12 protein-coding genes and 1 tRNA gene are annotated in these 11,583 nt (G+C 50.3%); 10 read left to right on the top strand and 3 right to left on the bottom strand.

From position 1 onward, the window contains the following. The first annotated feature begins 4 nt into the window (after positions 1-4). The 4 genes from pstC to SIB64_RS09580 all read left to right on the top strand — a co-directional run bounded on the left by pstC (position 5) and on the right by SIB64_RS09580 (position 3,303). Positions 5-955, top strand: coding sequence for a phosphate ABC transporter permease subunit PstC (gene pstC, locus SIB64_RS09595; protein ID WP_413440009.1), 951 nt, complete (start codon positions 5-7; stop codon positions 953-955). A 3-nt stretch (positions 956-958) separates the two neighbouring features. Further along, the gene (gene pstA, locus SIB64_RS09590) at positions 959-1,891 is read left to right on the top strand and encodes a phosphate ABC transporter permease PstA (protein WP_413440008.1); all 933 of its coding nucleotides are present in this window, start codon (positions 959-961) and stop codon (positions 1,889-1,891) included. 65 nt (positions 1,892-1,956) lie between these two features. Continuing rightward, entirely contained in the window at positions 1,957-2,775 is an 819-nt protein-coding gene (gene pstB / locus SIB64_RS09585) for a phosphate ABC transporter ATP-binding protein PstB (protein ID WP_413440007.1), read from the top strand. 114 nt (positions 2,776-2,889) lie between these two features. Further along, on the top strand, positions 2,890-3,303 hold the full coding sequence (locus SIB64_RS09580) for a hypothetical protein (RefSeq protein WP_413440006.1): 414 nt from the start codon (positions 2,890-2,892) through the stop codon (positions 3,301-3,303). A gap of 389 nt (positions 3,304-3,692) precedes the next feature. Here the strand turns inward: SIB64_RS09580 and SIB64_RS09575 are convergent, their stop codons facing one another. Next, the gene (locus tag SIB64_RS09575) at positions 3,693-4,973 is read right to left on the bottom strand and encodes a cation:proton antiporter (protein WP_413440005.1); all 1,281 of its coding nucleotides are present in this window, start codon (positions 4,971-4,973) and stop codon (positions 3,693-3,695) included. 773 nt (positions 4,974-5,746) lie between these two features. Continuing rightward, positions 5,747-5,833 (bottom strand) — tRNA-Ser (locus SIB64_RS09570). 54 nt (positions 5,834-5,887) lie between these two features. On the opposite strand from SIB64_RS09570, the gene SIB64_RS09565 reads away from it, so the two are divergent. The 4 genes from SIB64_RS09565 to SIB64_RS09550 are packed head-to-tail and all read left to right on the top strand — an operon-like array spanning position 5,888 to position 8,596. Continuing rightward, entirely contained in the window at positions 5,888-6,256 is a 369-nt protein-coding gene (locus SIB64_RS09565) for a 2Fe-2S iron-sulfur cluster-binding protein (protein ID WP_413442966.1), read from the top strand. 2 nt (positions 6,257-6,258) lie between these two features. Continuing rightward, a complete protein-coding gene (locus SIB64_RS09560) occupies positions 6,259-7,146 on the top strand; it encodes an inositol monophosphatase family protein (protein ID WP_413440004.1) in 888 nt (295 codons plus the stop codon). Positions 7,147-7,168: 22 nt separating this feature from the next. After that, the gene (locus tag SIB64_RS09555) at positions 7,169-8,347 is read left to right on the top strand and encodes an ATP phosphoribosyltransferase regulatory subunit (RefSeq protein ID WP_413440003.1); all 1,179 of its coding nucleotides are present in this window, start codon (positions 7,169-7,171) and stop codon (positions 8,345-8,347) included. 24 nt (positions 8,348-8,371) lie between these two features. Next, a complete protein-coding gene (locus SIB64_RS09550; protein WP_413440002.1) occupies positions 8,372-8,596 on the top strand; it encodes an indolepyruvate ferredoxin oxidoreductase subunit alpha in 225 nt (74 codons plus the stop codon). Between the two features lie 3 nt (positions 8,597-8,599). Here SIB64_RS09550 and SIB64_RS09545 read toward each other — a convergent pair whose 3' ends face one another. Then, positions 8,600-9,214 (bottom strand): hypothetical protein, encoded by a 615-nt coding sequence (locus SIB64_RS09545; RefSeq protein ID WP_413440001.1) that lies wholly within the window; start codon positions 9,212-9,214, stop codon positions 8,600-8,602. Between the two features lie 139 nt (positions 9,215-9,353). On the opposite strand from SIB64_RS09545, the gene htpG reads away from it, so the two are divergent. Next, on the top strand, positions 9,354-11,261 hold the full coding sequence (gene htpG, locus SIB64_RS09540; RefSeq protein ID WP_413440000.1) for a molecular chaperone HtpG: 1,908 nt from the start codon (positions 9,354-9,356) through the stop codon (positions 11,259-11,261). 82 nt (positions 11,262-11,343) lie between these two features. Then, entirely contained in the window at positions 11,344-11,580 is a 237-nt protein-coding gene (gene rpmB, locus SIB64_RS09535; protein ID WP_413439999.1) for a 50S ribosomal protein L28, read from the top strand. Positions 11,581-11,583 lie beyond the last annotated feature (3 nt).

Raw genomic sequence — 11,583 nt, 5'->3', positions numbered from 1 at the left:
GAGCATGTCCCCGAAATCGGACAAGCTTTATGAACTCAGAAGACGACGACCGTCTGAACGATTTCTGGACGTCGGTTTCAAAAATCTGTTCACCATCCTTGCGGCTGTGGTGGCTCTGCTGCTGTTCGCTGTCCTCTACGTGGTGTTCATGGGAGGACTGGACTCAATGGGACGTTACGGATGGGGATTTCTGGTGACCTCAAGCTGGAATCCCGTCGATGACGAATATGGTGCAGGAGCTGCAATATATGGAACGCTAATTACTTCACTATTATCACTCACAATTGCCGTGCCACTTGGGGTTGGAACAGCAATATTCATCACAGAAAACATCATCCCTCTGAAGATTCGAAATCTTATTGGACTGATGGTGGAGCTTTTAGCAGCAATTCCTTCTGTTGTTCTTGGATTGTGGGCCATCTTTGTGATGGAGCCCTTCATCCGACCGCTTCTGGAAATTCTTCATCAACGTCTTGGATTTCTACCGATATTCAGTACAGCACCGATGGGTCCAGGCACATTGCCCGCAGTTCTAATTCTTGTGGTGATGATCCTCCCCATCATCACGGCAATTTCAAGAGATGCACTTCATCAGGTTCCAACAAGTCTGCGTCAAGCTGCTTATGGAGTCGGCACCACACGATGGGGGACCATCCTAAACATCATCCTTCCAGCAGCAATCTCAGGAATCGTGGGAGGCATCATGCTTGCACTGGGTCGCGCGATGGGAGAGACGATGGCAGTCACGATGATCATTGGCAATTCAAATAATTTCAGCTTTTCACTCCTGGCACCAGGAAACACGATTTCATCCATGCTTGCCAATCAATTCGGCGAAGCCGATGGTTCTCAAGTATCGTCACTGATGTATGCAGCATTTGTCCTTATCATCCTTACATTGGTAGTAAATATACTTGCTCAATTGATGGTGAAGCGTCTGAGATTAAAGTACTGAACCATGGGCTATCTATCCCGCTCGCTAACAGATTCTGGACAGCCAGATCTAAGCTATAAGCCAAATATTTCACGGAATATCACAAGTCGATTGCTAACAATTTCAGTAGGATTTTTTGCCATAATCAGCGTCTTACCATTATTTCTCGTCCTTTCATACATCATAATCAAAGGCGGCTCAAAGCTGAGTCTTCAACTGTTCCTTGAAACGCCCCCGCCGCCCGGACTGGAGGGAGGAGGTATCGGTAGCGCATTAATGGGAACATTGATCTTGACCGTCATCGCAGCATTGGTGGCGATTCCAGTTGGCGTAGGTGGAGGTATTTATCTTGCAGAATATTCAAGAGGAAAAAGATTCTCACAATTTGTACGATTCGGCACCAATGTCTTATCGGGTGTTCCTTCCATTATTTCGGGAGTTTTCATTTACGGAACCGTTGTTGTTCTATCAAACTGGTTGTTCCAGCGGTCATTCAGTGCAATCGCCGGCGGATTGGCTTTATCTATTTTGATGATACCTACAATCATCAAAACAACTGATGAAGGGCTCAAGTTGGTTCCCGAAGACCTTAGACGTGGAGCGTTTGGCGTCGGAGCATCGCGTTTCATAACAGTGATGAGAATCACATTACCATCTGCATTTCCATCAATTGCTACAGGAATTGTGCTTGGAATTGCGCGTGCTGCAGGCGAAACCGCCCCATTAATTTTCACAGCTTCCTTCTCCTACTTTTGGCCTGCCCGATCATTTGGTGACTTCTGGTCGGAAGGCTTGTTGTCGCCTATTTCATCTCTCTCTGTTCTTATCTATAACTTTGCCGGAATGCCCTATGACCTGCAACAGGAATTGGCGTGGGTGGCATCTTTTGTGTTGGTAATTATGATTCTAATTCTTAACCTTGTCGCACGCTGGCTAGCAAGATTAACAACACGCTGATGATTCTTTAAGACCAAGTGTTCTTGCTTTCACCTTACAGATCCCCATTCACTTCAATTAAATCAATGGCAAGCTTCTTCAAGGGTCAAGACATCAAGAAAGAAACAGAGACATGCATTTCGATGCAGAATGTCACGATTAAATATGGTGGCTACGAGGCTGTCAAAAATATCTATTGTGAGATACCAAAAGGCAAAGTCACTGCGTTTATCGGTCCATCTGGCTGCGGGAAATCAACAGTCCTTCGCTCGATGAATCGCATGAATGATTTGATCGAAGGCTGTTCATTACAAGGAAAAATACTATTCGATGGCGTTGACCTGTACGGTTCCAATGTTGATCCGGTTGAAGTAAGGCGAAGGATAGGGATGGTCTTTCAACAGCCCAATCCATTTCCCAAAAGCATCTACGAAAACATCGCATTTGGCGCCAGAATCAACGGATTCAGAGGGAATATGGATGAGCTTGTTGAACGTTCGCTTCGCAAGGCAGCCGTATGGGATGAGTGTAAAGACAAATTGAATGATAGCGGTTATTCACTATCTGGCGGACAACAACAGCGCTTGTGCATTGCCAGAACCATCGCCATTCAGCCTGAAGTCATTTTGATGGATGAGCCTTGTTCGGCTCTGGATCCTATATCCACCTTAAAAATTGAAGAGACAATGCATGAGCTTAAAAAAAGCTTCACGATTGTAATCGTGACACACAATATGCAACAAGCCCTGCGCGTGAGTGATATGACCGCCTTTTACAACGCTGAAGAAGTGGATGGAGGCAACGGCAAGGTTGGCTACTTAGTTGAGTTCAATCAAACAGAAAAAATCTTCAATGACCCACAACAACAGGCGACGCAAGATTATGTATCAGGCAGGTTTGGCTAACACCATTGCATCAGCTTGTAAGCAAGGAGTCAAATCATGGCTTCAAACAGAAACTTCGTTATGACATGTCACTTCCAATAGAGATGCTTTAGGATTTATATCGTTTGAAGTAAGATGATGACCAACAGTGAACGCTTCAAAATTAGTTTTCTTTTGAGTTGCACCCTGTTTACAGCAACGATCATTCCCTCTCCCATTGCCGCAAGTACATCAACACAACTCGCTCAGGCATCATCGATCAATGCGAAAAGCTTGGTCAGCCATCTGAACCGTGTTGGCATCCAATTTTTTGGAACCCACTGGTGCCCCGCCTGCAAACAACAAAAGATTTTATTCGGCCTGGAGGCGGCAAGGCTCCCCTACGTCGAGTGTGACAAACCGAAGGAACGCCCTGACGACTTAACTGCATGCCGAGCTGCGAACATTCGCTCAATCCCAACCTGGCTACATCCCAATGGACGTCGCCTCGAGGGGCTGCAAAGCCTAGAAACATTAAGCCGCTGGAGCGGGATGACCAATAGTCAATAAATAGTTCCTGACCTCCAGCCTCTAAACATGTACACATAAATCAGAATCAATGAACGCCAAGAAGAGAATTCAGATTTCATATATCTACCGATTTTTAATCAACACCAAGAATTCTGAATATCGACCTTAAAGGAATCACCCAAATCCATGCAGCATTCGTTGATAGATCGCATGAATGATTGCTTAATATACTACGGCTCCTTAATGACCATCCAAGAATCAACGAATTACATTACCCGAAAGCCATATGTCGCTTAAGAATCAAATTAAAGGCAGGAAACTGGTGTTAAATTATGATTAATGCAAGGTTGATGATTTCATCCCCGATGAATTATCAACCTTGCAACGAGAAATATAGCGCAGACCGATTTTTTTTAAGAACTATGCAACTAAGGAAAATATTTCTTGATGACACGTTCAATTGTGAGTCCCTGAACAATGACAGAAAAAAGGACAACAAAATATGTGACTAATAGAAGCATATTGCTTTCCGGTGTATTCGGCAGCGATAGGGCTAAAGCAACCGAAACACCACCACGTATTCCAGCCCAGGTGAGAATCGGGACTGTTCCGGGGGTAACATCAGCCATGGTTGCTTGAATTTGCAATGGCAAGGAGATAGCTGCAAAACGAGCGAAGATCGAAAGGAAGGTTGTTGCAACCAATAAAATAAAAACATGGCTAAAGGGCAGATCACTCGATGAGTGCTGAAGCACAAAAACCAGTTTCAAACCAATCAGCAGAAACAACACGGAATTGAGAATCTCATCAATTAATTCCCAGAAGGTTTCAACATGCTCACGGGTTTTTTCCGACATCGCCAACGAGGTGCCTTGGTTACCAATCAGTAGACCCGCAATCACCATGGCGATGGGGCCAGAGAGATGGAGATGAAGCGCCACTGCATAGGCTCCCGTAACAAGAGCCAGAGTGATCAAAACCTCCAAGACATAATCATCGATCTGCTGAAGCAGCCAGAACGCAGCGAATCCACCTGCCAGTCCAAGCAATGCACCACCAAAAGCCTCCTTTACAAGCAAAACACCAACTGACGAAAGTTGAAATCCAACAGGATCGGCATTGCCGCCACTACTGAAGGCCAAAGATGCAAGAACGCTGAATAAAACAACAGCAACACCATCATTAAACAGACTCTCACCTGCAATTTTTGCCTTCAAATCAGCTGGAACCCGCAGAGTTTTCAAGATTCCCAGAACGGCAACGGGATCCGTGGGCGACACCATCACTCCAAGCAGGAGACACACCGGAATCGGAATAGATAGACCAATGGCCCCCGTTACAAACCAAAAACCAGTGCCAATCACCGCTGTTGAAAGAAGAACACCCACACTCGCTAATATCAGAATGATCCATTTGCGGGATAACAGCTGAGCAAGATCAACATGCAAAGCACCTGCAAACAACAGGAAAGACAACATGCCTTGCATAAGCGTGACATTAAAATCAATATTTGCTAAAAAGTTATTCACTAAGTCGCTTAAACCTAAAGTCGGATTAATGAGATCAAGCCCTACCAGCCCCAAACTGGCAACCAATGCAATCACCATCAGCCCAATGGTGTGCGGCAGTTTGATGAACCAGTAGTTCAGGGCACCAAAAAGAGTGGCCAGAACGAGCAAAATTGCAGGAATATCAAGAGGCGTTGTCAAAACAGTTTCCCCGAGAGAAATGATGGCATGCCATCGAGTAATGAGTTGAATATTGATCGATGTTTACAGCCGTTGAAGTTCTCCACGAACCGATTGCCGGTCACCGTTCAGCAACCTCGGAGGTGTTCAACTATTCAGCTTTGCCACTCTGGATCAAATGATAATGGCAGGTAGACACAACCTGGCAACGTTTAAGGACAAACCTGCAAAAGCATCTCGATCACGAGACACGGACTGTCACAAATGAAAACAACTTGGTCATACCTCGCGTGGTCAGACCGCAGTTGAATGTGATGTACGGACCACGGGGAACAATGATCAGATGCATGGTGGCAACTTCAGCGGTTCTCGCCTGCCTGTTGAACAATGCACTCCCCAGCCCCTCACAAGGCAATGATCAAAGCTCGATCAAAATGTTGCATTTTGCTCAACAGATGAATGACAATCTACCCCAAAACTTTGTGATCTAGCAGCGCAATTATAAAGGAGAGTTCATGCCAGAAGTACGAACCAATTGGTCGCTTGGTCTTAAGAGCAATTCTTTTTATGGTCGCAATCTAGACATACCAGTCATAAATCCTTGACCATCAAGTCAGCATTTCGACTTCAAACCATGGCCTCAGATCTCATTCAAAAATTGTACTAATGAGGGTGATCATTAAAATCTAAGGCACTTCAAAATTCAACTGCACAACTGGTTCGATGGGTGCGTCATCAGCCATTATTCATAATAAAAACCCCCCTGCAATGCAGGGGGGTTTGGAGTTAGCTAACGGAGAGGGAGGGATTCGAACCCTCGATAGAGTTGCCCCTATACAGCATTTCCAGTGCTGCGCCTTCGACCACTCGGCCACCTCTCCAGCGGCGGACGTGGGGCAGATGCGAATGTAGCAGGGCGTTTCCATCAGGCCGGCATGCGTCCCAGGCACAGGATCACCATTCACTGGCGCCAGGAGAACCGCACGATCAGCCATGACGTGCCCGAGGGGGACTACATCCTGCGGAGTTTTGAATTGCAAGGAGATCCTCTGCCCTTCTCCTGCCGAAACGGTTGTTGCACGAGTTGTGCGGTTCGCGTGCTGGATGGGTCGATTGATCAGCGCGAGGCGATGGGCCTGTCACGTGAACTGCGTCGCCAGGGCTACGGCCTCCTCTGTGTAGCCAGAGCCACAGGCCCACTCGAAGCAGAGACACAGGATGAGGACGAGGTGTATGAACTGCAGTTCGGACGGCACTTCGGCCGTGGTTCGGTTCGATCTGGCCTCCCCCTCGATGAAGAGTGACGATGAATACCACAACCTGTGCAGCAGCCGCTGCGGCAGCGGGTTTAAACCAAGACCGCATTGCCCAGCTGATCGAAATTGCTCGGTCAACGGCTGATCTCGGCGGAGCCGAATTAATGCGGCACTACGGCAGGGTGTCCTCGATCAATAACAAGGGTCCTGTCGGAGACCTGGTGACCAATGCCGACCTCTCCGCAGAAGCATTGATTCTGGAGCGGTTGAAAAGCCTCACGCCGGAGGTCGCTGTATTGGCCGAAGAAAGTGGTCCAGAAGGCGAACAGGAAGGTCTGCGCTGGTGTGTCGATCCCCTCGACGGAACCACCAACTTCGCCCATGGGTACCCTTTTTTCGCCACCTCTATCGGGCTGACTTGGCGACAACAGCCGATTCTCGGCGCCATCGCAGTTCCATTTCTCCGGGAAACCTATTGGGGTGCACCGGGACTCGGGGCCCATCTCAACGACACACCGATCAAGGTGAGTGCATGCAGCAGCCTTGATGAAGCCTTGCTCGTCACCGGGTTCGCCTACGACCGACAGACCCGCCTGGACAACAATTACGCCGAATTCTGCTGGCTTACGCACCGAACCCACGGCGTGCGTCGAGGTGGCGCAGCTGCGGTAGATCTGGCCTTCGTCGCCGCAGGACGACAGGACGGTTATTGGGAAAGGGGGCTGGCCCCCTGGGATCTGGCGGCAGGGGTTGCCCTGGTGGAATTGGCAGGGGGAGTCGTGACGGGGTATGGGGGCGGACCGTTCACGATCAGCTCGGGCCGGGTCTTGGCCAGTGGTCCAGATCTTCATCCAAAACTGGTGAAGGAGCTCGCCCATGTCAGACCCCTGAGTGGAGACTGTTTCGGGGCCCCAGAGATCACGGCCATGGGATCCTGATCAAGGACGACAACTACTTGATATGGCGCTGCAACCTGCAGCTGGCGCAAGGGATCTGAATCCTCGTCAAGTCGAGAACAATCGCCGTTTGAGTGAGCGTCTGGCCACCGTTTATCGACTCTGGGGATACGACGAGGTGTCTCCTCCACGGGTCGAACGTCTGGACACACTGATGGCTGGTGGGGCAATCGACAGCGGGGATGTGGTCCGACTGGTGGCCGATGAACCGCTCGGGCTGCGACCAGAGATGACCGCCTCCATTGCCCGGGCAGCCTGCACCCGACTGGCATCCAGACCACGACCTCTGAGGCTTTGGGCCTCAGGAACCGTGTTTCAGAGCCGCTCGGCCGATGAAGGAGGCCTGTCGATCGAAGAGAACCTCCACAGCGGCGTTGAACTCTTTGGTGTGAAAGGGATTGAAGCTGAAATGGAGCTCCTCTCCCTTCTTCTCGCTGCCGTAGAAACGCTGAGGCTTGGGGATGGTCAGCCACCCAAATTGCTGATCGGGCATACAGCGCTGATGAACCTGGCACTGCAGTCCTTCGATCAGCAGACACAAAACACGATTCGTTCAGCGCTGACCCGATTCGATCGCCTCGCCATCGAACAGATGGAACTGGCGGACATGGAGAGAGACGGCTTGCTTCAGCTCCTGGACAGTCGGGGAGAACCGGAACACGAAGTGCGCAGGTTGGAGGAGCGTTTCGGACCCCATCCGGTGTTCTCCGATCTGAAACGGCTCAATGATCTCCTGGCGCCCTCAGCTTCTGAACAGGGGGTGCTCCTTCAGCTCGATCCAACGTTTCAACCTGTCTTTGAGCTCTATACGGGTTTGGTGTTCCAGTTGGTCTGCCAGGGGAAATCTGCACCAGTGGTGATTGCCCGTGGGGGGCGCTACGACGATCTCGTCGGCCGTTGCGGCGCCAAAGGCAGCGCAGCGGCAGGGGTTGGATTCAGCTTGGCCATCGATCCGATCCGCGAATTACTGACGGATCCGGCCGAGGATGTTGATCGGCATCCAGCCGTGATGGTGGCCTTTGCCAAAGGGACCGCCTTGGAGGTTGCCCTTCAGAGACAGAGAACATGGCATGCCCGAGGCATGCGCGCGATGGTGGAACTGTCTCCTTTGGAAAGCAAAACGGAGGCGGAAAAAATGGCTGAAGCGCGTGGTGTCTTCCAGCTCGACTGGATCAATCCGTAGGATCCGGGAACCAGGTTTTAGGGAATGCCTCACACCATCGTCACGGACGTCTGCGAAGGCATTGCCGATTGTGTTGATGCATGCCCCGTGGCATGCATTGATCAGGGATCTGGAAAAAACAAAAAAGGGACGGATTTCTACTGGATCAATTTCGACACGTGCATCGATTGCGGGATCTGTCTTCAGGTCTGCCCGGTTGACGGGGCGATCATGCCGGAAGAGAGGCCAGATCTTCAAAAAGCAGCTTGAGCGTTAACTCAGAGCCGTCCCCGCAAGGGAAGTCTTCTGAGCGCGATGACCGACAAGACGAATTACCAAAAGAAGGAGTGTGAACACGAGAAACGGCAGGTAAAAACCCTTTGGCCCCTCTTTGGTGTGTTGGACATAGGTCAGAACGAACTGAGCCCAGAGCCAGTAACTGCCGACGAGATGCAGCCGTTTCCAGCTTTTCATTCCCATCCAGCGCTGGGCTGCATTTGTTGATGTCACAGCCATCAACAGCACAAAGGCATAACCAAGACCGCCGAACAGCCACTTGCCCATGGACTGCTCACTCAAAAATGGTTCCGGGAAGCCGATGGAGATGGCCAGGATCAGCGCAAGGTGGATGAAGTGAGAGCCGGCGAAACTCAGGCCGATCCAGCGTCTGTTTTGCAGTGTCCAGGTGGTGAGAGGAGATCGCCAAAGGCGATGAACGCTGGAAGCGATGAACGCGATCGAAAAAAGGATGAGAGATGATCGACCGGTGGCATCGATACCGCTCGTGATTGAGGCTGCACTCCAGCCGGATACTGCAAAGTGAATCGCAAGAAACGCAAGGACAAGAACAACAACCGAAGTTGTGATCGCCGATCCCTGAAGTTTCATCTGTACTAGCCCATAGCATCATTCATCATTCTGATCGCAATGTTCAGGCCGTTCAACTGAGGTACGGAGACCCCCCCTGATCCCGCCATTGAGGAAGACACACTTTCATTCCTAAGGTCAGTACTTTCAAGTTGCAGACATGCCGGTGCTGGACGAGCAGGGTCAGATTCAGATCCACACCGAAAATATTTTTCCAATTATCAAAAAGGCCGTTTACTCCGGCCACGAAGTGTTCCTGCGGGAACTGGTCAGCAACGGTGTTGATGCGATTAGCAAGCGACGCATGGCCGCCATGGCCGGTGACTGCAGCGAAGGAGAGGAGGGCGCCATCAGCATCCGCATCGACCGCGAAGCAAAAACACTCACCATTTCCGACAACGGCATCGGAATGACGGCCGATGAAGTGAAGCGCTACATCAACCAGGTCGCCTTTTCAAGTGCTGAAGATTTTCTTGAGAAATACAAGCAGGAAGACGATGCCATCATCGGCCACTTCGGTCTTGGTTTCTATTCAAGCTTCATGGTGGCTGAGCGGGTCGAACTGATCAGCCGTTCAGCCAAACAGGATACGGAAGCTGTTCGCTGGAGTTGTGATGGTTCACCAAATTTCAACCTGAGTGGAGCAGAGCGTGAACAACCGGGCACTGATGTCATTCTGCACTTAATGGAGGAGGAGCTTGAATACATAGAACCGACACGGATCCGTACTCTGATTAATACCTACTGCGATTTCATGGCAGTACCGGTGCAGCTCGAAGGCGAAACAGTTAATAAACGCGAAGCACCATGGCGCAAAAGCGCTCGCGATTTGTCAGACAAAGACTACATCGATCTTTACCATTATCTCTATCCATTTCAGGGAGATCCCTTACTTTGGGTTCATCTCAACACAGATTATCCGTACAATTTGCAAGGAATTTTATTTTTTCCAAAGCAATCAGGTCGTGCCGATTGGGAAAAAGGCGAAATCAAACTTTATTGCAATCAGGTGTTTGTGAGTGATTCCATCAAAGAGGTCGTTCCGCGCTATCTCTTGCCCCTTCGTGGAGTCATTGACTCCCCAGATATACCTTTGAATGTCAGCAGGAGTGCGTTGCAGACCGATCGACGCGTGCGCTCGATCGGTAATTTCGTTGCCAAGAAGGTTGCCGACCGTTTGCGCAACTTAAAGCAAGACAATCCAGCCTCCTACGCAGAAGCGTGGGATGCATTGGCACCTTTTGTGAAGATCGGAGCCATGGAAGATGAAAAATTTGCCGACCAGGTTGCTGAATTGATTCTGTTCGGCACCACGGCTGAACCCCGTGAAGATAAGGATTCTCCGGACCCGATCGGAACTGCAGGCAAGGCCTACACAACCTTGGAGGGGTATCGCTCGAGGCTTTCTTCGGAAAATAGCAGCCGCATTCTTTACAGCACTGATGATGTCGCCCAGGCCAACGCATTGAATCTCTGGACATCCCAGGGCTCGGAAGTTCTAAAACTGGAGACGGTGATCGACACGCAATTCATTTCATGGTTGGAGCATCGCCATGAGGAGCTGAAATTCCAACGGGTTGATGCCGAGCTTGATGACAGCTTTAAAGATGAACCGACCGAACTTGCCGATCAGGATGGCGAAACGCAATCTGAAACCTTGCGAACCCTGGTGAAAACGGCTCTGTCCAATGACAAGGTCACCATTCAGGTTCAATCCCTGAAAGCAGACAATGCGCCACCGGCCATGATTCTTCTGCCGGAGCAGATGAGACGGTTGAACGATATGGGTGCTCTGATGGAGCAACGCCTTCCAGGACTCCCAGACCACCATGTTCTGCTGATCAACCGACGTCATCCACTGGTGGAGGGCCTTCTCAAGCTGAAGTCCGGGGCTGTTCTGGTTGGCACGAGTGCAGCGTCACCGAGCGAGCAGCTGGCCATGGATCTCAGCAGACACCTCTATGACATGGCCCGTTTAGGAGTCGGTGGGCTTGAGCCCAACGAACTGGCAGGCTTTCAAACCCGCAGTGCTGAATTGATGGGGGAACTCATGAAGCGTTCGCTCTAAGAAAAGGACCCAGCTTTGTTAAGCTCGTTGTTTGGCTCTTCCTTGAAGAACCAAGCAACTACACAAGAAACAGGACGACGTCATGTCACGGGTGTGTCAGCTCACGGGGACTCGCGCCAACAACGGCATGGCCGTGAGCCATTCCCACATCCGCACAAAGAAGCTGCAGCAAGCCAACCTGCAACAGCGTCGCCTTTGGTGGGCTGAAGGAAAACGCTGGGTCAACCTTCGCGTCACCACACGGGCTCTCAAAACGATTCAAAAGAAAGGTCTTGGCGCCTATGCCAAGTCCCTCGGCATCAATCTCGCCAAACTCTGATCC

It is taken from the genome of Synechococcus sp. MIT S1220 (genome assembly GCF_047303025.1).
Lineage (GTDB): Bacteria > Cyanobacteriota > Cyanobacteriia > PCC-6307 > Cyanobiaceae > Parasynechococcus.
The sequence above is the reverse complement of the archived record's forward strand: the minus strand, read 5'-3'. Positions and strand labels throughout refer to the sequence as shown.

Coding starts and splice junctions, on each gene's coding strand:
- pstC (WP_413440009.1), top strand. CDS start 5: ATGTCCCCGAAATCGGACAAGCTTTATGAACTCAGAAGACGACGACCG.
- pstA (WP_413440008.1), top strand. CDS start 959: ATGGGCTATCTATCCCGCTCGCTAACAGATTCTGGACAGCCAGATCTA.
- pstB (WP_413440007.1), top strand. CDS start 1,957: ATGGCAAGCTTCTTCAAGGGTCAAGACATCAAGAAAGAAACAGAGACA.
- SIB64_RS09580 (WP_413440006.1), top strand. CDS start 2,890: ATGATGACCAACAGTGAACGCTTCAAAATTAGTTTTCTTTTGAGTTGC.
- SIB64_RS09565 (WP_413442966.1), top strand. CDS start 5,888: ATGCGTCCCAGGCACAGGATCACCATTCACTGGCGCCAGGAGAACCGC.
- SIB64_RS09560 (WP_413440004.1), top strand. CDS start 6,259: ATGAATACCACAACCTGTGCAGCAGCCGCTGCGGCAGCGGGTTTAAAC.
- SIB64_RS09555 (WP_413440003.1), top strand. CDS start 7,169: ATGGCGCTGCAACCTGCAGCTGGCGCAAGGGATCTGAATCCTCGTCAA.
- SIB64_RS09550 (WP_413440002.1), top strand. CDS start 8,372: ATGCCTCACACCATCGTCACGGACGTCTGCGAAGGCATTGCCGATTGT.
- SIB64_RS09545 (WP_413440001.1), bottom strand. CDS start 9,214: ATGAAACTTCAGGGATCGGCGATCACAACTTCGGTTGTTGTTCTTGTC.
- htpG (WP_413440000.1), top strand. CDS start 9,354: ATGCCGGTGCTGGACGAGCAGGGTCAGATTCAGATCCACACCGAAAAT.
- rpmB (WP_413439999.1), top strand. CDS start 11,344: ATGTCACGGGTGTGTCAGCTCACGGGGACTCGCGCCAACAACGGCATG.